The sequence below is a fragment of the Pararhodobacter zhoushanensis genome (assembly GCF_003990445.1).
Lineage (GTDB): Bacteria > Pseudomonadota > Alphaproteobacteria > Rhodobacterales > Rhodobacteraceae > Pararhodobacter > Pararhodobacter zhoushanensis.
The window spans coordinates 162,760-180,475 of sequence record NZ_REEZ01000003.1 but is presented as its reverse complement, the minus strand read 5'-3'; the positions used below and the strand labels follow the sequence as shown (position 1 = coordinate 180,475).

Here is a 17,716-nt window from a genome sequence, read left to right as displayed (position 1 = left end):
TGCGCGCCTTAGTTAACACCCAATTAATCTTGTTTTGGCCACATACGGCACAAATGCAGGCCGCATTTCAGGATCAAGTATAGGCTGACCGCAAAAAATTTGCAGGAACAAGCCGATGTTAGCCACCGTTTCGACCTACAGTCCTGACGATAGAGCGCTCAACTCGGTCGAGGTGATGTCTATGTACCAAGCTCCCGTCCAAGCTGCCCTGCCGTCGCCAGCCCATTTTGCGGCGGTCAGTGCGCTGATCAAGTCGGTCTTCCATGTTCCGGCGGTTGCGGTTGCCCTGCACGGGGCACCGGCCAACGCCGAAGGCGGCGTTTACCGCTCGTTTCTGGAGATCCCGCTGATCAAGGACCACGAAACCATCGGCACCCTGCGCATTCTCGACACCTCGGAACGCGCCTTCAACGAGCGCGACTGTCAGTTACTAGAAGGCTTCGCCAAGCTGGTCGTCGATCAGGTCGAACTATGGTCCGAAGCCAGCCGCGACGGGCTGACCGGCGCGATGACCCGCCGCGCCTTTTCCGAATCGCTGCGCAAGTCCTTTGCCTCGCGTCAGCGGACCCGCTCCAAGGCCTCGCTGATTCTGTTCGATCTGGATCACTTCAAGCGCGTCAACGACACCTGGGGCCATGCGGCCGGCGATGCCGTGCTCAAAGCCGTCAGCCGTACCGTGCTGCGCGAGATGCGGGTCGAGGACAGCTTTGGCCGCGTCGGCGGCGAAGAATTCGCCGTGCTGGTGTCGAATGCCGGGGCCACGACCGCCGGGGATGTCGCCGAGCGTATGCGCCGCGCCATCGAGAGCACGGTGGTCGAGGGTTACGCACATATCAAGGTTACCGCCAGCTTCGGCGTTGCCGAAGCCTCGGACGCGGTGCTGGATGTCGAGGATTGGTCGGATCGCGCCGACGCCCAGCTTTACGCCGCCAAGGAAGACGGCCGGAACCGGGTCGCCATCGCCCCGATGGCCAAGCCACTCACGCCCGTTAACTGAGCCAACACTACAGTGCCACACACCCGCGCGCCCCTCGGCGCGCGGGTGTTTTTTGGTGCCACTGGTGTTGGGGGCTACCGCAGCGTTTGCTGCTGGATGCTGCACCGCAGTACATGCGTCGGCCTGCCAGGACCGGGCAGGCCCCACTTGATACGCTGGCCCTGACGGGTGAAAATGGCCTGTGATGGCTGGATTTTTGGCGACCATTCGCGTGTCTGGACGATCGGCCATCACCGCCGCAAGCCAAGAATTTGATGACAAAATACGGAATTTACATATGAAAGTCAAAGCACTGACCGCTTTCGCCCTATTCGCAACCGTCACCGCCGCAACCGCGCAGGATCAAACGCCCGGCAGTGTCGCCTCGGCAATTCTGAACGGCTATGTCCATCAGGACGTGACGATGATCGCGCCCTACTCCAACGAAACCAACGCGAATTTCTTCGCCCGACTGCTGGCTGGCGACGAAAGCCCGTCAGAACTGTTTGACGGCACGCGCGGCGAAGCGGGAACAGGGTGGGACGGCAAGAGTCTGCCCGTGCGCTACAACGACCGTGGCCAGGCAATCGTCCCCTTCGCGATTGAAGGGGAAAGCGGGCCTGCCGGCCTCTTCTCCGGCGCGGACGGGCGATACATGGCCATCGTGCTCACGCTCGACGGGCCGCAGGACACAAGCTGGGGCTTTGAAGACATCAACTACATCGCGCGCTCGGATTACGCCGCCATGGCCGAGTCGCGCTAACCCGGAGCTGCCCTCTCACGCAGGCCCGCGTGAGAGGGCACCGACACGCAACGTCAAAGCCGACGCGCTTCCCTTGCGCCCGACGCCGCGTGGCCGAAAGCCCGGGACCGGTCGTGCAAAGCGTTCTGTCACCCGTTTCAGCCGCATTCCTGTCGCCCGGGCAACGGCTGACCCCGAGCGCAGGCCGGGGCTGCGATTTTCTTTGAACCATCCCGCGCAATCCGACGACCCATAGGCAATTCAACGCACTGCCCTGCGCAAAGGAATTGACCGATGACCCGTTTTGCCCTGACCCTCGCCGCTCTCTCCACCCTGACCCTGAATGGCTCGATGGCTTCGGCCTCGATCTCGCTGAACCCGATGCCCGTCACGCCGGTCTCGGCCAGCTGCACGCCCGCGACGCCTTGCGTCATCTCGCTGCGCATGTTGTCCGCGCCCCCGGCCCGGCCCGCCGATCTGGCCGCGCGCCACGCCCAACAAGCGTCCTACAGCATTCCCGCGGTTGGTCGCCGCTGACGACACCTGCCCCTCCCTCCCCACCTGACCAACGCCCCTGCGGGGGCGTTTTTTTTTTGCGCCCGCCCCTGCCGGGCGGGAACTTCCGCCCGGCAGGTCCGTTAACCTTCAAACGCGCCCTGAGCGCCCGCCACCCGAGAGCCACATCATGACCCGCGCCCTTCTCGCCTGTGCCACCGTGCTGACTTTGCTGCTGAATGGCTCGATGGCCGTTGCTCTGCCGCTGCTTCCCTGACCGCGGCGCACCCGGCGCCAGTGGACACGCGCCGCGCTTTCGGCTAGAGGCCCGGCCATGCTGGACAACCGCCCCGATCTGCCCGCCGAAATCGCCCGCCGCCGGACCTTTGCGATCATCTCGCATCCCGACGCCGGTAAAACGACTCTGACGGAAAAATTCCTGCTGTTCGGCGGCGCGATCCAGATGGCCGGACAAGTCCGCGCCAAGGGCGAGGCACGGCGCACGCGCTCGGACTTCATGCAGATGGAAAAGGACCGCGGCATCTCGGTGTCGGCCTCGGCGATGTCCTTCGATTTCGAGCAGTACCGCTTCAACCTCGTCGACACCCCCGGCCACTCGGATTTCTCGGAAGACACCTACCGCACGCTGACCGCCGTTGACGCCGCGATCATGGTGATTGACGGTGCCAAGGGCGTGGAAAGCCAGACGCAGAAGCTGTTCGAGGTCTGCCGCATGCGCGACCTGCCGATCCTGACCTTCTGCAACAAGATGGACCGCGAGGCCCGCGATACCTTCGAGATCATCGACGAGATTCAGGAAAATCTGGCCATCGATGTGACCCCGGCTTCGTGGCCGATCGGTCAGGGCCGCGAGTTTCTGGGCTGCTACGACATCCTGCACGACCGGCTGGAACTGATGGACCGCGCCGACCGCAACCGCGTCGGCGAAAGCCTCAAGATCAACGGCCTGGACGATCCCAAACTGGCCGACCACATCCCCGCCGACATGCTCGCCACCCTGCGTGAAGAGCTGGAAATGGCCCGCGAACTGCTGCCCGCCTATGACCGCGAGCAGGTGCTGAACGGCTCGATGACGCCGATCTGGTTCGGCTCGGCGATCAACTCGTTTGGTGTGCGCGAACTGATGGCGGGCATGGCTGAATTCGGCCCCGAACCGCAGCCGCTGACCACCGACAAACGGCAGGTCTCGCCCGAAGAAACCAAAGTCACCGGCTTTGTGTTCAAGGTGCAGGCCAACATGGATCCCAAGCACCGCGACCGCGTGGCCTTTGTGCGCCTCGCCTCGGGTCACTTCCTGCGCGGCATGAAGCTGACGCATGTGCGCTCGGGCAAGCCGATGGCGATCACCAACCCGGTGCTGTTCCTCGCCTCTGACCGCGAGCTGACGGAAGAGGCCTGGGCCGGCGACATCATGGGCATTCCCAACCATGGGCAGCTGCGCATTGGCGACACGCTGACCGAGGGCGAGCTGATCCGCTTCACCGGCATCCCCTCGTTCGCGCCGGAACTGCTGCAATCGGTGCGCGCGGGCGATCCGATGAAGGCCAAGCATCTGGAAAAAGCCCTGATGCAATTCGCCGAAGAGGGCGCGGCCAAGGTGTTCAAACCGATGATCGGCTCGGGCTTTATCGTCGGCGTCGTCGGTGCCCTGCAATTCGAGGTCCTCGCCTCGCGCATCGAGCTGGAATACGGATTGCCGGTGCGCTTTGGCCCCTCGCAATTCACCTCGGCGCGCTGGATCTCGGGCAGCAAGGCAGCGGTTGACGCGGTGGTCGAGGCCAACAAGGGCCATATCGCCACCGACCACGACGGCGACATGGTCTATCTGACCCGCCTGCAATGGGATATCGACCGCATCCAGCGCGATCACCCCGAGGCACGGCTCACGGCGACCAAGGAAATGATGGTCTGAGCGGCCTGATTGTTGCGAAAACACCAATCCGGGTCACCGCGGCCATTAATTGTTGCTATCTGCGCCTCGTCTCGTCACTCTCGACGCCTTCGAAAAACAACCGAAAAAGGCGTCTCATGCGTACATTTCCCCTCGTTGCCCTCCTGCTATTTGCTGCGGGTTCGCCCGCTCTGGCGCATGATTCCGCCCGCTCCGCCTCGGTCCGCGATGGCGAGGATTGCCCGTCCTGCGACCTCGCCGGGGGTGATTTCGCCGAAGCCGACCTGTCTGGCCTCAACCTCGCCGGGGCCGATCTGGCCGGCGCGGATCTGTCCGAAGCCGATCTCTCGGGTGCCAATCTGGTCGGTGCCGACCTCGCGGGCGCCAACCTGAGCGAGGCCGACCTGTCAGGCGCCGACCTCACCGACGCCGATCTGGCCGGGGCAAACCTGTCTGAAGCCGACCTGACACGCGCCACGCTCGTCCGGGCCGATCTCGCCGGGAGCGATCTGACCGAGGCGGACCTGTCGCGCGCCGACCTGACCGAAGCGGACCTTTCCGGTGCCGACCTGACCGAGACCGATCTGTCGCGCGCAACCCTGACGCAGGCCGATTTCTCGGGCGCGACATTGACCGAAACCGATCTTTCCGACAGCAACGCCGACAACGCCAATTTCGCTGGTGCGGTGCTGGATGACGCGGATTTTTCCGACGCCAGCCTTGAGAACGCGCGCTTTGGCGGTGCAAACACCGCGGACGCCGAGATGCCGGAGGGCTTTGGCCAAGACGCGGCCAGCCCGGCAGAGGACGCTGCCATCGCCGAGGATGGCGACAGCGCCGCCGCCGGTGACGAGGCGGCCGAGCAAAGCAACTGACACGGCGCGCGCGGTGGTGGCTGGCCACCGCCGCCGCCCGTTGATCCCCCTTGCAAAAGTCCCGCCCAGACACCAGATTCACCGAGCAGGCATCGCCCCGGCTTTTCCTTGGGCGGGCAGCCCTGCTGCTTGTCGAAAGCCACCGCCCGGTGCGGACCACCCGGCCTTCTTGACTTTCCCCTAGGCAACGGACCGGCGGGCATCAGCCCGACGGTGGTTCGGCAACGGAGAACACCATGGGCAAGGGCGACAACAAACGCGGCAACAAGGAAGTGAAGAAACCCAAGGCTGAAAAGCCCAAGGTTCTGGCCACGGCCAATTCCAACGCGGGCAAAGACCTCACGATCGGCGGCAAAAAGGTCAAGTGACCCGAGCGGGAGCGCGCGAGGCCTCGCGCGTTCCCCCCCTTCAGGCAAATTCAGGCGGGCGCAGGTTGCCTTGGCGGCCCGGGTCCGCCACGATGGGCGGCCCCGAAAACCGCCCGGAAGCTTTGCCATGTCCCACCTGCCCCTCTTCGCCGCCGCCCTCTCGCTGCTCGCTTCGCCGGCGCTGGGCTATCGCGAGGGCTCGGTTCAGGCCGTGATCAGTGGGGGCACCTGCAATGCCTGCAATCTGCAAGGGGCGGATCTGTTCGATCAGCACCTGCCCGGTGCCAGCCTCAGCCGCGCGCGGCTCTCGGGGGCCGATATGGCCGAAAGCGATCTGAGCGGCGCGATCATGGAAGCCGTGATCCTGTACGGCACCGATCTTTCCCGCGCCACCCTGACCGACGCCCATCTGCGCAACGCCGCCTGTGCTGGCGCCAGCTTCGAGGCCAGCGACCTGACCGGCGCGACCCTGCACAAGGCCGCCTGTCAGGGCGCAATCTTTGACGAGGCCAACCTTACCGGCGCAGACCTGTCCGAAGGAACCTTCGACGGCGCGCTCTTTGGCGGCTCGATCCTGAATGATGCCAATCTGGCCGAGGCCGATCTGCGCGGCGCCGATCTGCAAGACGCCCTGCTGGTCCGGGCGGACCTGCGCAGGGCCGATCTGCGCGGCGCGCTCTTTACCGGCGCCGATCTGACCGGTGCAAACCTGACCGGTGCCAATACCGCCGGCGCGGATTTCACCGGCGCGCTGCTCTGCGGGTCGACCGGCGCGGATGGCGTGATAACCCATTGCTGAGCAGGGCGCGCGCCGCTTTCGCAGCGCGCACGGGTCTCACACCAGCCGTGACACCTCGACCGCCGCGCGCACGAAATCGGCGAACAGCGGGTGCGGGGCGAAGGGCTTGGACTTCAGCTCAGGGTGGAACTGCACACCGACGAACCACGGGTGGTCCTTGTGCTCGACGATCTCGGGCAACCGACCGTCCGGCGACAGGCCTGAAAAGACCATCCCGCAGGCCTCGAGCTGCTCGCGGTATTTGCCGTCCACCTCGTAGCGGTGGCGATGGCGCTCTTCGATACGGGTGCTGCCATAGATCTTCGCGACCAGCGAGTCGGGCACCAGACGGGCATCATAGGCCCCCAGACGCATGGTCCCGCCCTTGTCGTCGCCCAGCTTGCGCTCGACGACATGGTTGCCCTGAATCCATTCCTTGAGCAGATAGACCACCGGCGTGAAGCGTTTGCCGCCCGCCTCATGGTCGAACTCCTCGGACCCGGCGTCCTTGATGCCCGCCATGTTGCGCGCGGCCTCGATGACCGCCATCTGCATGCCCAGACAGATCCCCAGATACGGGATCTTCTTTTCGCGCGCCCATTGCGCGGCGCGGATCTTGCCCTCGGTGCCCCGCTCGCCAAAGCCGCCGGGAACGAGAATCGCGTGGAAGCCTTCCAGCCGCGGCGTCGGGTCTTCGCGCTCGAAGATTTCGGCGTCGATCCACTCGGCCTTGACCTTGACCCGGTTCGCCATGCCGCCATGGGTCAGCGCCTCGGCGATGGATTTATACGCATCTTCCAGCTGGGTGTACTTGCCCACGATGGCCACGCGCACCATCCCCTCGGGATGCGTCAGGCGGTCCATCACATCCTCCCAGCGGGCCAGATTGGGGCGCGGGGCGGGGTTGATGCCGAAGGCGTCCAGAACGGCCTGATCGAGCCCCTCCTGGTGATAGGCCAGCGGCGCCTGATAGATCGTCTTCAGATCATAGGCCGGGATCACCGCATCGGGCCGCACATTACAGAACAGCGCGATCTTGGCGATTTCCTTTTCGGGAATCGGATGCTCGGACCGGCAGACCAGCACATCCGGGGCCAGACCGATCGACTGCAGCTCTTTGACCGAGTGCTGGGTCGGCTTGGTCTTCAGCTCGCCCGAGGCCGCCAGATAGGGCAGCAGCGTCAGGTGCATCAGGATGCACTGGCCGCGCGGGCGCTCGTGGATGAACTGGCGGATCGCTTCAAAGAACGGCAGACCCTCGATATCGCCGACCGTGCCGCCGATCTCGCAGAGCATGAAATCGACCTCGTCATCGCCGATGCGCAGGAAGTCCTTGATTTCATTGGTGACATGCGGAACCACCTGGATCGTCTTGCCCAGATAATCGCCACGGCGTTCTTTTTCCAACACGTTGGAATAGATCCGCCCGGACGAAATCGAATCCGTCTTGCGCGCCGGAACGCCGGTGAAACGCTCGTAGTGGCCAAGGTCCAGATCGGTCTCGGCCCCGTCATCGGTGACAAAGACTTCACCGTGCTCGAAGGGCGACATCGTGCCCGGATCAACGTTGAGATAGGGGTCAAGTTTGCGCAAGCGGACCGTGAAGCCGCGGGCCTGCAAAAGCGCCCCCAGCGCGGCCGAAGCCAGACCTTTGCCAAGGCTCGACACCACACCGCCGGTGATGAAGATATAGCGCGCCATGCTGGAAACTCCCGTGTTCGTCGCCGTCAGAATCAACGGATCACGGGATTCGAGCTATAGCCTAAACCCCGACGTTCCGCAATACGGACGCAACATCCTGCGTGAACGGGGCCGGGGCCCCAAAATATTGAGTGAGCTCGGCCCTGCCATCCGGCAAGGCCCGTTTGTCAGATCAGTCCTGCCGCGGCGGCAGGACAGGAGCGTCACCGGCGGGCGGCAACTGGATATCGGGCAGCGGGATGCTGGTGCCCGCATCCGGCGTGGCCGGAGCAGTCGGGAAGCCCAGACGCTCAAGAACCGAGGTTTCGGTCGAATTGGACGCGCCAATCACCGTCAGCGCCAGCGAGGTCAGGATGAATGCCCCGGCAAAACCCCAGGTCAGCTTGGCCAGACCCGTCAGCGGCGGACGACCCGCCTGCGGGCCCATGCCGCCCCCACCGATCCCCAGACCACCCCCCTCGGAACGCTGCAGAAGCACCACGCCGATCAGCGCAAGCGCCAGGAGGAGGTGGATGATCAGCACAACGTTCTGCATGGGGCGGCCTTTTCAACGGTTCGAGCCTATCTATGCGCAGCCGGAAAAGGGTGCAAGCCCTTTGCCCTGCCCTTTACCGCGCGGATCTGGCCGCGATGCGCTCAGGCCTCAGCGTCGCAAACCGCCGACAGCTTGTTGCCGTCAGGGTCGCGCAGATACGCCGCATAGAAGACCCGCCCGTAAGGCCGCAGCCCCGGCGCGCCCTCATCCCGGCCGCCTGCGCGCAGCCCGTCGGCGTGAAACGCGTCCACGGCCGCCCGGCTGGGCGCCTCAAAACAGGGCATCGAGCCATTGCCGACGCTCGCCGGCAGCGCATCATAGGGCCGGTTCACCCAGAACCGGATCGGGCCACCCGGCGCGCCATAGCCGATCTCGCGCGGGTCCGTATAGAGCCGGACATAGCCCAGCGCGCCCAGCGCGGCGTCATAGAACAGCGCCGCCCGCTCGATATCGTCACTGCCGACGGTGACGTAGCTGAGCATCACTCGACATCCACGTCGTCGACATCTGCCTGCCCGCTGATTCGGCGCCGCACGATGGACCAGCTCAGCCCGACCCCCAGCACCAGCGAGCCGATCAGGATCGCCAGCCACTGGTTCAGCTTGGAATTGTCGGTGCCCAGCACGCCCCAGTCGATCAGCACCCAGACCAGCGCGGCAAAGATCGCCGCAACCAGCGCCATGCCCAAAGGCCCGATAGAGCGCAGCGTGGCGCGCAGATAGATCGTGTAGCCGACGATCAGCACCAGCCCCGACAGTACCAGAATCGGCAACTCGGCCATGCCGTTGTCCATCGCCCAGCGCACGAAATTATACGGCGTCGGGTTCCATGTGGCGGCGACCAGCACAAAGGCAATCAGCCAGCGGATAAGAAATGACATGGGCGCTAATCCTCGCAAGATGACCCTTGGTGCAGAGGAAACGCGCCTGTGTCCAGCCCGCATCCCCGCTTCGTGACCGCGCGCCCTGCCCCCGCGCCGCAGCACCAGACACGGCGTGCGTGACAACACAGCCAGCGCGTTGGGAACCGCAGCGCCCGGGACACCGTGTTGTGATGGCGCTCAAAAACACCCGATTGCCGGATGCAGGCGGGGAAAGACCGCGCCCTTCAGGAAAATCAGTCTCATCCCGCACAGGCGACACGGGTGCTGGCGCGTTCTATGGGCTTCCCATTGCCTTATCTTTCCCACGCTGCACGTCCGGCCCGCCCCGGTTCAGGCCGCGACGAAAAAACGTGTTTCGTTGCTGCGCGTGCATCGCTATAGAACGCACGGTTTCACCAAACCGGGGAAGGACTCCTGTCATGGCCAATGTTGTTGTCGTAGGCGCTCAATGGGGCGACGAAGGCAAAGGCAAGATCGTCGATTGGCTCTCAGAGCGCGCCGACGTCATTGCGCGTTTTCAAGGCGGCCATAACGCTGGCCATACGCTGGTCATCGACGGGCAGGTCTACAAGCTGAACGCCCTGCCTTCGGGCGTGGTGCGCGGCGGCAAGCTCAGCGTCATCGGCAATGGCGTCGTGCTCGACCCCTGGCATCTGGTGCGCGAGATCGCCAAGATCCGCGAACAGGGCGTGGTGATCACCCCTGAGACGCTGATGATCGCCGAAAACACCCCGCTGATCATGCCCTACCACGGCGAGCTGGACCGCGCGCGCGAGGATCAGGCCTCGGGCTCGAAGGCCAAGATCGGCACCACCGGGCGCGGCATTGGCCCGTGCTATGAGGACAAGGTCGGCCGCCGGGTGATCCGCGTCGCTGATCTGGCCGACACCGCCACGCTGGAGCTGCGCGTTGACCGCGCGCTGGTGCACCACAACGCGCTGCGCTCGGGTCTGGGGCTGGAAGCCATCGACCGCGATGCGCTGATCGCCTCGCTGAAAGAGATCGCGCCCGAGATCCTGCAATACGCAGCCCCGGTGTGGAAAGTGATGAACGACCTGCGCCGCGCCGGCAAACGCATCCTGTTCGAGGGCGCGCAAGGCTCGCTCCTGGACATCGACTTTGGCACCTACCCCTATGTCACCTCGTCCAACGTGATCGCCGGACAGGCCGCCACGGGCGTCGGCGTCGGCCCCAACGCGATTGATTTCGTGCTGGGCATCGTCAAGGCCTATACCACCCGCGTCGGTGAAGGCCCCTTCCCGACCGAACTGCACGACGACGACGGCGAACGCCTTGGCACCCGCGGCCATGAATTCGGCACCGTCACCGGGCGCAAGCGCCGCTGCGGCTGGTTCGATGCGGCACTCGTGCGCCAGACCTGCGCGATTTCCGGCATCAACGGCATCGCGCTGACCAAGCTCGACGTGCTCGACGGGTTCGAGACGCTGAAAATCTGCGTGGCCTATGATCTGGACGGCAAGCGGCTGGACTATCTGCCCACCGCCGCCGACCAGCAGGCGCGCTGCACGCCGATCTATGAAGAGATCGAAGGCTGGTCCGAATCGACCGAAGGCGCGCGGTCCTGGGCCGATCTGCCGGGGGCGGCGATCAAATACGTGCGCCGGATCGAAGAACTGATCCAGTGCCCGGTCGCGATGCTGTCCACCTCGCCCGAGCGTGAGGATACCATCCTCGTCACCGACCCGTTCGAAGACTGATGGCCCTCTCGTACAAAGCCCGCCGCCGTCTGTCGCTACTGATCCTGATCGTGGCGCTGCCGCTGTATATCGTGGTCGCCGTCACGCTGGTCGGCCTGATAGACCGCCCGCCGTTCCTGCTGGAACTGGCGATCTATATCGGGCTGGGCGTGATCTGGGCCTTTCCGCTGAAAGCGGTGTTCAAAGGCGTCGGCCAGGCCGACCCCGATGCCCGCGACGAGTAACGAACCTAGCTCGGCGGGGTTGCTTCGGCGACCCCGCCGAGGCTGACGCTGCCCCCCTCGGCAAAGCGCCGCGCATCGCGGCGAGAAGCGCACGGCAGGATTTCCGCGAGCTTCGCGGTTAATGACCGGCTGAACCGCCTAAGAGAAGCTGATTTCAGCCGCCGCGACACGGCTTATCAAGCCGCCAGTGTTCACAGCATGATAGAGCGATCTCGGCGGGCGCGCAGCCTGATCGACAGTGCGCTCCACCCAGTTTCGAACCTCCATGGCTTTGAGCGACTGTGACAAGGCGCGATCCGTAATCGTGCGCAGGTTTCGTCTGATATCGTTGAAGTGGGTCGGCCTGTGGAGTGCTGTCAGCACCGGCAAGGTCCATGAGCGGCGGAGCAGATCCTGATCTTCGTCAGGCGTGACACGTTGAATTCTGTTGGCGATGGCAGCGGCGGTAACGCCAAGCGGGGTCAAACGGAACTCGGGGCGTAGCGGATGACCATAGCCGGGGTTTCGTTCCATCAATCCGATCGTGATCAAGTGTTCCATGCTTTGCGCAAAAGCCGTCCTGCTTGCACCGGTCGCCACCAACAGCGGCGCCTGTCGCGCGGCGACGCCCGCATGCAGGTTCGCAAGGATCGGTATGGCCCACGCTCTTGACGTGGTGTTGACAAAGGCCTCAATGTCCATAAAGTATAGTTAGTATAAATTTAATCACAAGGAAAGACCATGTCGCTTATTTCGGTGGATGAGACGATCACCATCTCACTTTCGGTCAAAGATCGCCACGCCAGCGCCGCGTGGTACGGCAACATCCTCGGGTTTGACGTTATCTACCACGCGGATGATGCGGGATGGTCAGAGCTTCGGACCAAGACAGCCGGGGTGACGATCGGATTGGGCGAGCATACAAAGCCCGCGCCCGGAAACTGTGTCCCCGTTTTCGGTATCGCTGATCTCGATTCAGCGCGGCGAGAACTGGAACGGGCCAACGTGAAATTTGACGGCGAAACCGACGTCATTGACGGCATGGTCAAGACAGCGACGTTCTATGACCCTGATGGCAACGCGTTGATGCTGGCCCAGGATTTGACCGGCGGGGGAGTGTAATGCGTGGGTATGCCTTACATTTGGCGGACCTCTGAACCCTGAGCCGCATTCGCAAAGCCGGGGGGCTGGAAGCGGATTTTCAGTCCATGCCCTGCCCGCACGACACAGGGCCCCGGCACGGCAAACCCGCCCCAATAAAAAAGGCGCCGCAATCGCGGCGCCCTTTTTCATTGTCCCGTCCAACACCTCACCGCTCGGCGAACCGCTTGGCCTGTTCCGCGAATTCGGACCCCGGCGACAGCTCGAACTGGCCGCGGCGCGAGCGTTGCATGGTGCCCTGACGCATCAGCATGCCGAAGGTCCGCAGCAGGTTCTCGCGCGAGCGGGTCATCGGCTGGCCGGTCGACACCACATGCCGCATGACCTGCGGGCGGGTGAATTCCTCCAGCTCCTCCACATGCGTGACATAGGCCGCAGCGGCCTCGGTCAGTTCGGCCAGCGTGGTCAGATGCATCGGGCCGACGAAATCGCTGAACGCCTTGCCGCGCGGGACGATGGCAACCGGCGCGTCCTCGTCGAACAGCTCTTCCATCGCCAGCGCGCCGGTGTTGATGCGGCGCGGATGCACGATCTCGGTATCCGTGGGCCGGTCGATGCGTTGCTCGGACACCAGCACCAACGGCGGCTGCGCCGAGCGCGGGCGCTCGGTGCGATGGGTCTGCGACCGGGACGGACGGCGCGGCATACCTTCTTCGACACCCTCGGCGGCCGGAACCCGCACGCTGCGTTCCAGATCGGCGCGGTAGCGGGCGATTTCGGCGCGCTCCTCGTCCTCGGGATTGCGCGGCGCACCGGCTTCCTCGTCGGCGCGGGTCGCCACCACGGCGGCCTTCAGATGCGACAGCGTCGACAGGCGGCGCTGCGCTTCGGCCCCTGACAGCTGGCTGTCGGCCTGAATGATCAGCCGGTCAACCGAGGCATCCGCCTCGTCGCCCAGAATCGAGCGGCGCTGCCCGTCAGGGCGGCGCGAGGTCTGCACTTCGCGCTCGACCGCCGCCAGATCGGCGACCAGAGCCGCCTCTTCCTCGGCGCTCAGCCCGGTCTCGCCCAGCGTCTGCGCGATACGCGCCTGCAGCGCGGCATCGTCGAGCGGGGCATCCTCGTCGTCCTGCGTCTGTGCTGGGGTCGCCCCTTCGCTGGCCGCACCATCGGCGACCTCAGGAGCCGCCGCCGCAACCGGAGCCTCGGCCAGCGCGTCTTCATCGGCAAATCCATCGGCAGCAAACGCCGCCATCGTCGCGCGGACATTGTCCGACGCGCCCTGCGCCTGCGACGGCGCTGCCGGCTCGACCGGTGCAGGCCGCGGGGTCATCGCGCCGGCGTTCGGGCGCACCACGACCACGCGACGCCCCTGCCGGGGCACCGCCGCACCACCGGCACGCGCATCACGCTGCGCGATCTCGGCACGAATTTCGCTTTCCAGCTGCTCGCGTTCGGCGGCCAGCCGGGCGGTGACGGCATCGCTGTCAGCCTCAGCCTCAGCCTCAGCCTCAGCCTCAGCCTCAGCCTCAGCCTCAGCGGCGAGACGCTCGGCTTCGACCCGCTCAGCGTCAATCGCGGCCTGACGCTCGGCAGCTTGTGCCGCCTCGCGCTCGGCCTCTTCGCGGGCCAGATCTTCACGCGCGGCCGCCTCAACGGCCAGACGCTCATCCTCTGCCCGGGCTGCTTCCTCTGCCGCGATCCGTTCGGCGTCCATACGGGCAGCCTCGGCACGCTCGGCCTCATCAGCCGCCAGACGCACCTGCTCGGCCCGCGCCGCTTCCTGCGCTGCCCGCTGCTCGGCTTCCAGCCGCTCGGCTTCTTCAGCGGCCAGACGCTCTGCTTCAAGCCGCGCAGCTTCCTCAGCGGCCAGACGCTCTGCCTCAAGACGCGCAGCTTCTTCAGCCGCCAGACGCTCCGCCTCAAGTCGCGCCTCTTCCTCTGCCGCCAGACGCTCCGTTTCCTGACGGGCAAATTCTTCCTCGGCCAGACGGTCTGCCTCGGCCCGCGCTGCCTCTTCCGCTGCCAGACGCTCCGCTTCAAGCCGCGCAGCTTCCTCAGCCGCCACGCGCTCCGCCTCAGCCCGCGCAGCTTCCTCAGCCGCCACGCGCTCCGCCTCAGCCCGCGCAGCCTCCTCAGCCGCCGCACGCTCCGCCTCAGCCCGCACAGCCTCCTCAGCCGCCACACGCTCCGCCTCAACCCGCGCAGCTTCCTCAGCCGCCACGCGCTCCGCCTCAGCCCGCGCAGCGTCCTCAGCCGCCACGCGCTCCGCTTCAAGCCGCGCAGCCTCCTCAGCCGCCGCACGCTCTGCCTCAGCCCGCGCTGCCTCGTCAGCCGCCACACGCTCTGCCTCAGCCCGCGCAGCCTCCTCAGCCGCCGCACGCTCTGCCTCAGCCCGCGCGAGTTCGGCTGCGGCCTCGTCCACCGCGACGGTGTCGGCCACCAGCGATTCGGTCTCGGGCGACTCAAACATCGGCGCGTCGTCGATCGCGGTCTCGTCGGGATAGCCCGGAGCGCTGTCGTCATCCTCGGCCGCCTCAAAGGCGCGGACCTGCGCCACGGCAGCGCGGATGCGTTGCAGCTTGGCCGAGATGCCCGTGGTCGTCCCGTCCTCAACCGGGGCAGCCGGAGCCGCATCAGGCTCGGCGGCTGCCTGCACGGCCGCAGCCGCCGCGCTCACCGGATTGACCGCAGCTTCGGCCCGGAACCGGCTGGGGCGACGGTCGCCCGGCGCCTCGTCAGCCTCGATCTGCGGACGCAGAACAACGCCATTCTCTTCGATCTTGGCTTCGACCCGGCGCTTGATCTCACGCTCGGCAATCCGGTGCAGCATCTCTGCATCCGGCGTCGGAGGTTCAGCCCCGAAATAGCGATCCTCGGCAGCGAGGTCGCGGAAATACTCGGCAATCGCCTTCATCGTGTTGAACGGCTCGTCAAAACCTTCCAACGTGCAAGAGAAGGTGCCGTAAGACACCGTCAGGATTTTGCTCGGACCGACCATACGCTTACGTCCCTTGTCATACTCGAGCTCGAATGTGCCTGCCTCACGGTGCGCCAGTGTGGAGCGCACAAGGTTATTTCTTGATCGGATTGTGGCCAAGCTTGCCTTCCGACGCCTCAATTGACAAGAACACCATATGGTGGCGCGCTTTGCAAAATCTCAAGGGATCACACTTGTGGGGGGCGGCGTGCCCTCGCGCGATGCGTTGGCCCGTGCGCTGACCATCGCGCCGCATCTGGTGGCAGCCGACGGGGGCGCGGATGCGGCGCTGGGATTCGGGTTCACGCCGGATCTGGCGGTCGGCGATTTCGATTCGATCTCAGAAAGCGCGCGCGAGGTTCTGGGCGCGGACCGCCTGCACCACAACCCCGATCAGGAAACCACCGATTTCGACAAGGTGCTGGCGGCGGTCGAAGCGCCCCTGCTGGTTGCCGTGGGGTTCAGCGGCGGACGGATGGATCACACGCTGGCAGCGATCAGCACCATGGCGCAGAACCCGCACCGCCGGCTGGTGATGGATACGGGCGAAGACCTCTGCCTGATCTGCCCGCCCGCGTTGACGCTGACCCTGCCCGCCGAGTGCCGCGTGTCGCTTTATCCGCTCGCGCCTGTCCGCTGCGCCTCGACCGGGCTGAGCTGGGCCACGGATCACCATCTCTTTGACCCGCTGGGCCGTATCGGCACCTCGAACGCAGCCAAGGGTGGGCCGGTGACCCTGCATCCGGCCGGGCCACAGATGTTGCTGATGCTGCCGCTCGATCAGCTGGGCGCGCTTACAGATGGATGGGCAGACGCGCCGCTCTGGCCAGCGCCCGCTCGCGCGCAATGATGTAAAGGCCCGAGGCCACGATCACCGCAATCCCGGCCCAGCTGAGAAGATTGGGCAGATCGCCAAAGAAGAACCAGCCGAACAGAACGGCGTTGATGATCTCAAGATAGTGCAACGGGGCCAGCGTGGCCGAAGGCGCAAAGCGCAGCGCCACGGTGATCGCCATATGCGACACGCTTGCCGCCAGCCCGACACAGATCAGCTGCACCCAGACAATCGCCTCAGGGTTGCTCAGGGTGAGCAGCTCCCACCCCCTGCCATGCCCCAGTGCCAACACCGGCAGCATCCAGACCACGCCGATCCACGCGGTGTGAAACTGCATCGCCACCGGCGCCACCATGCGCGAAACACGGCGGGTCAGCAGCATATAGAACGCAAAGAACACCGCCGTCGCCAGCGGATACAGCGCCACCGCGCCGAAGGCGGCAAAGTTCGGCTGGATCACCATCAGCGCGCCGCAAAACCCCACCACCGCCGCGCCGATCCGTCGGGGGCCGACCTGATCGCCAAAGAACAGCGCGCCCAGCGCCAGCAGGATGAAGGGCTCGACAAAGGCGATGGCCAGCGCATCGGCCAGCGGCATCACCTTGACCGCACCGACGAACGCATAGGTCGACCCGATCAGCATCAACGCCCGCGCCGCCACCCACAGGGCGGGCCGCAGCCCGATCCGCAGGCTCTGACGCAACACCAGAAGCACCGGCAGCATGAGCACGGCCTGCACAACCATCCGAAAGAACGTCACCTGCGTGACGCTCACCGCCTGCGAGGCGAATTTGGCCGAGACGTCGATCAGCGGCGCGATGGCGCAGAACGCCAGCATCATGCCAATCGCCAGAGGCACGCGGTCGAGGGTCGGGGGTTGGGCTGCTGCGGTCATGGATCACGCCTTACCCGCGTTGCCGGGGGTCCGTCCAACGCGTTTGCGACACTCTCGTTCCGGTTGCGGCGCAGCGCGCGCAAACAGGCGGCGCGTTCCTCGGTGAACCGCGCACCGGTGAGCGAGGCGCTGACCATCCGGTCCAGCCGGAAATGCCGAATCGCGCCGCGCAACCGGCACCATGCGCCCAGCACCTGCGCCTCGACGAAGTAGGTCAGATCCAGTGGCAACACCGCGCGCGTGCTCTCAAGCCCGGCCTCGTCGCGGTAGGTCAGGCGCAGGACGCGCGCGTCGCGGATCGCCCGCCGCAAGACCTGCGGATCGACGCCCGACGGGATCTCGTGCCAGCCCGAGGCCGACAGCGGCGCGCCCGTCCCCGCCCCCAACTTATGCGCCACACTTTCAGCCGCCGCGATCAGCCCGGCATCGCCGGTGCGCGGCAAGAGCGCGAGGGCGACGCGGATCGCCTCGGCCTCGTCGGCGTTGAAATGCAGCGGCGGCAGATCGAAGCCGGGCCGCAGCACATAGCCGACGCCCGCCGCCCCCTCGATCGGCACGCCCGACGCCTGCAACAGCGCAATGTCGCGGTAAACGGTGCGCGCCGAGACCTCGAGCCGCGCGGCCAGCGCCTGTGCGGTCATCCCCCGGCGCGCGGCGCGCAGCAGGCCGATGGTCTCAAGCTGGCGGATCGCGCGGCTCATGGCTCTTGGTGCCCGGCG

At 65.6% G+C, this 17,716-nt stretch carries 19 protein-coding genes; 11 read left to right on the top strand and 8 right to left on the bottom strand.

Annotated elements, in window-relative coordinates; genetic code table 11:
• The first annotated feature begins 115 nt into the window (after window positions 1–115).
• The 7 genes from EAE28_RS08980 (at window position 116) to EAE28_RS08955 (ending at window position 6,167) form a co-directional block, all read left to right on the top strand.
• Window positions 116–997, top strand: a complete 882-nt coding sequence (locus EAE28_RS08980; RefSeq protein ID WP_127105514.1) for a sensor domain-containing diguanylate cyclase — start codon at window positions 116–118, stop codon at window positions 995–997.
• Window positions 998–1,181: 184 nt separating this feature from the next.
• Complete coding sequence (locus tag EAE28_RS08975) at window positions 1,182–1,739, top strand: hypothetical protein (protein ID WP_127105513.1); 558 nt, start codon at window positions 1,182–1,184, stop codon at window positions 1,737–1,739.
• Window positions 1,740–2,012: 273 nt separating this feature from the next.
• Window positions 2,013–2,255 carry a hypothetical protein gene (locus EAE28_RS08970; RefSeq protein WP_127105512.1) on the top strand — a complete coding sequence of 81 codons (243 nt, stop codon included), beginning with the start codon at window positions 2,013–2,015 and terminating at the stop codon, window positions 2,253–2,255.
• 292 nt (window positions 2,256–2,547) lie between these two features.
• Window positions 2,548–4,146, top strand: coding sequence for a peptide chain release factor 3 (locus tag EAE28_RS08965; protein WP_127105511.1), 1,599 nt, complete (start codon window positions 2,548–2,550; stop codon window positions 4,144–4,146).
• Between the two features lie 116 nt (window positions 4,147–4,262).
• Window positions 4,263–5,000: a pentapeptide repeat-containing protein gene (locus EAE28_RS08960; RefSeq protein ID WP_164736591.1), complete on the top strand. Its 738-nt coding sequence runs from the start codon at window positions 4,263–4,265 to the stop codon at window positions 4,998–5,000.
• A 236-nt stretch (window positions 5,001–5,236) separates the two neighbouring features.
• Window positions 5,237–5,368 carry a hypothetical protein gene (locus EAE28_RS24340; RefSeq protein WP_264507194.1) on the top strand — a complete coding sequence of 44 codons (132 nt, stop codon included), beginning with the start codon at window positions 5,237–5,239 and terminating at the stop codon, window positions 5,366–5,368.
• A 127-nt stretch (window positions 5,369–5,495) separates the two neighbouring features.
• Window positions 5,496–6,167 carry a pentapeptide repeat-containing protein gene (locus EAE28_RS08955; protein WP_127105509.1) on the top strand — a complete coding sequence of 224 codons (672 nt, stop codon included), beginning with the start codon at window positions 5,496–5,498 and terminating at the stop codon, window positions 6,165–6,167.
• Window positions 6,168–6,203: 36 nt separating this feature from the next.
• Here EAE28_RS08955 and EAE28_RS08950 read toward each other — a convergent pair whose 3' ends face one another.
• From EAE28_RS08950 to EAE28_RS08935, 4 genes are all read right to left on the bottom strand, one after another.
• On the bottom strand, window positions 6,204–7,847 hold the full coding sequence (locus tag EAE28_RS08950) for a CTP synthase (protein ID WP_127105508.1): 1,644 nt from the start codon (window positions 7,845–7,847) through the stop codon (window positions 6,204–6,206).
• Between the two features lie 172 nt (window positions 7,848–8,019).
• The gene (gene secG, locus EAE28_RS08945) at window positions 8,020–8,382 is read right to left on the bottom strand and encodes a preprotein translocase subunit SecG (RefSeq protein WP_127105507.1); all 363 of its coding nucleotides are present in this window, start codon (window positions 8,380–8,382) and stop codon (window positions 8,020–8,022) included.
• A 101-nt stretch (window positions 8,383–8,483) separates the two neighbouring features.
• On the bottom strand, window positions 8,484–8,864 hold the full coding sequence (locus EAE28_RS08940; protein ID WP_127105506.1) for a VOC family protein: 381 nt from the start codon (window positions 8,862–8,864) through the stop codon (window positions 8,484–8,486).
• Complete coding sequence (locus EAE28_RS08935; RefSeq protein WP_127105505.1) at window positions 8,864–9,262, bottom strand: DUF6524 family protein; 399 nt, start codon at window positions 9,260–9,262, stop codon at window positions 8,864–8,866. Before EAE28_RS08935 ends, EAE28_RS08940 begins: the two co-directional genes overlap by 1 nt.
• A gap of 422 nt (window positions 9,263–9,684) precedes the next feature.
• Here EAE28_RS08935 and EAE28_RS08930 point away from each other — a divergent pair, with 422 nt between their 5' ends.
• Both EAE28_RS08930 and EAE28_RS08925 read left to right on the top strand, forming a co-directional pair.
• The gene (locus EAE28_RS08930; protein WP_127105504.1) at window positions 9,685–10,983 is read left to right on the top strand and encodes an adenylosuccinate synthase; all 1,299 of its coding nucleotides are present in this window, start codon (window positions 9,685–9,687) and stop codon (window positions 10,981–10,983) included.
• The gene (locus tag EAE28_RS08925) at window positions 10,983–11,207 is read left to right on the top strand and encodes a DUF2842 domain-containing protein (protein WP_127105503.1); all 225 of its coding nucleotides are present in this window, start codon (window positions 10,983–10,985) and stop codon (window positions 11,205–11,207) included. Before EAE28_RS08930 ends, EAE28_RS08925 begins: the two co-directional genes overlap by 1 nt.
• A gap of 138 nt (window positions 11,208–11,345) precedes the next feature.
• Here EAE28_RS08925 and EAE28_RS08920 read toward each other — a convergent pair whose 3' ends face one another.
• Window positions 11,346–11,888, bottom strand: a complete 543-nt coding sequence (locus EAE28_RS08920; protein WP_127105502.1) for a winged helix-turn-helix transcriptional regulator — start codon at window positions 11,886–11,888, stop codon at window positions 11,346–11,348.
• A gap of 39 nt (window positions 11,889–11,927) precedes the next feature.
• Between EAE28_RS08920 and EAE28_RS08915 the strand changes: the two genes are divergently transcribed.
• Window positions 11,928–12,308: a VOC family protein gene (locus tag EAE28_RS08915; protein ID WP_127105501.1), complete on the top strand. Its 381-nt coding sequence runs from the start codon at window positions 11,928–11,930 to the stop codon at window positions 12,306–12,308.
• Window positions 12,309–12,495: 187 nt separating this feature from the next.
• Here EAE28_RS08915 and EAE28_RS23975 read toward each other — a convergent pair whose 3' ends face one another.
• Window positions 12,496–15,288, bottom strand: a complete 2,793-nt coding sequence (locus EAE28_RS23975) for a hypothetical protein (protein WP_181954483.1) — start codon at window positions 15,286–15,288, stop codon at window positions 12,496–12,498.
• 136 nt (window positions 15,289–15,424) lie between these two features.
• On the opposite strand from EAE28_RS23975, the gene EAE28_RS08905 reads away from it, so the two are divergent.
• Complete coding sequence (locus EAE28_RS08905; protein ID WP_127105500.1) at window positions 15,425–16,117, top strand: thiamine diphosphokinase; 693 nt, start codon at window positions 15,425–15,427, stop codon at window positions 16,115–16,117.
• Here the strand turns inward: EAE28_RS08905 and EAE28_RS08900 are convergent.
• Together EAE28_RS08900 and EAE28_RS08895 are read right to left on the bottom strand one after the other, a co-directional pair.
• Window positions 16,062–16,997, bottom strand: a complete 936-nt coding sequence (locus EAE28_RS08900) for a DMT family transporter (RefSeq protein ID WP_127105499.1) — start codon at window positions 16,995–16,997, stop codon at window positions 16,062–16,064. The genes EAE28_RS08905 and EAE28_RS08900 overlap by 56 nt on opposite strands.
• Window positions 16,994–17,698 (bottom strand): helix-turn-helix transcriptional regulator, encoded by a 705-nt coding sequence (locus tag EAE28_RS08895; protein ID WP_127105498.1) that lies wholly within the window; start codon window positions 17,696–17,698, stop codon window positions 16,994–16,996. Before EAE28_RS08895 ends, EAE28_RS08900 begins: the two co-directional genes overlap by 4 nt.
• Between the last annotated feature and the right edge of the window lie 18 nt (window positions 17,699–17,716).

Bases quoted from the DNA above. Each gene is read 5' to 3' on its own strand.
- EAE28_RS08980 (WP_127105514.1), top strand. From the start codon at position 116: ATGTTAGCCACCGTTTCGACCTACAGTCCTGACGATAGAGCGCTCAAC.
- EAE28_RS08975 (WP_127105513.1), top strand. From the start codon at position 1,182: ATGGCTGGATTTTTGGCGACCATTCGCGTGTCTGGACGATCGGCCATC.
- EAE28_RS08970 (WP_127105512.1), top strand. From the start codon at position 2,013: ATGACCCGTTTTGCCCTGACCCTCGCCGCTCTCTCCACCCTGACCCTG.
- EAE28_RS08965 (WP_127105511.1), top strand. From the start codon at position 2,548: ATGCTGGACAACCGCCCCGATCTGCCCGCCGAAATCGCCCGCCGCCGG.
- EAE28_RS08960 (WP_164736591.1), top strand. From the start codon at position 4,263: ATGCGTACATTTCCCCTCGTTGCCCTCCTGCTATTTGCTGCGGGTTCG.
- EAE28_RS24340 (WP_264507194.1), top strand. From the start codon at position 5,237: ATGGGCAAGGGCGACAACAAACGCGGCAACAAGGAAGTGAAGAAACCC.
- EAE28_RS08955 (WP_127105509.1), top strand. From the start codon at position 5,496: ATGTCCCACCTGCCCCTCTTCGCCGCCGCCCTCTCGCTGCTCGCTTCG.
- EAE28_RS08950 (WP_127105508.1), bottom strand. From the start codon at position 7,847: ATGGCGCGCTATATCTTCATCACCGGCGGTGTGGTGTCGAGCCTTGGC.
- secG (WP_127105507.1), bottom strand. From the start codon at position 8,382: ATGCAGAACGTTGTGCTGATCATCCACCTCCTCCTGGCGCTTGCGCTG.
- EAE28_RS08940 (WP_127105506.1), bottom strand. From the start codon at position 8,864: ATGCTCAGCTACGTCACCGTCGGCAGTGACGATATCGAGCGGGCGGCG.
- EAE28_RS08935 (WP_127105505.1), bottom strand. From the start codon at position 9,262: ATGTCATTTCTTATCCGCTGGCTGATTGCCTTTGTGCTGGTCGCCGCC.
- EAE28_RS08930 (WP_127105504.1), top strand. From the start codon at position 9,685: ATGGCCAATGTTGTTGTCGTAGGCGCTCAATGGGGCGACGAAGGCAAA.
- EAE28_RS08925 (WP_127105503.1), top strand. From the start codon at position 10,983: ATGGCCCTCTCGTACAAAGCCCGCCGCCGTCTGTCGCTACTGATCCTG.
- EAE28_RS08920 (WP_127105502.1), bottom strand. From the start codon at position 11,888: ATGGACATTGAGGCCTTTGTCAACACCACGTCAAGAGCGTGGGCCATA.
- EAE28_RS08915 (WP_127105501.1), top strand. From the start codon at position 11,928: ATGTCGCTTATTTCGGTGGATGAGACGATCACCATCTCACTTTCGGTC.
- EAE28_RS23975 (WP_181954483.1), bottom strand. From the start codon at position 15,288: ATGGTCGGTCCGAGCAAAATCCTGACGGTGTCTTACGGCACCTTCTCT.
- EAE28_RS08905 (WP_127105500.1), top strand. From the start codon at position 15,425: ATGGTGGCGCGCTTTGCAAAATCTCAAGGGATCACACTTGTGGGGGGC.
- EAE28_RS08900 (WP_127105499.1), bottom strand. From the start codon at position 16,997: ATGACCGCAGCAGCCCAACCCCCGACCCTCGACCGCGTGCCTCTGGCG.
- EAE28_RS08895 (WP_127105498.1), bottom strand. From the start codon at position 17,698: ATGAGCCGCGCGATCCGCCAGCTTGAGACCATCGGCCTGCTGCGCGCC.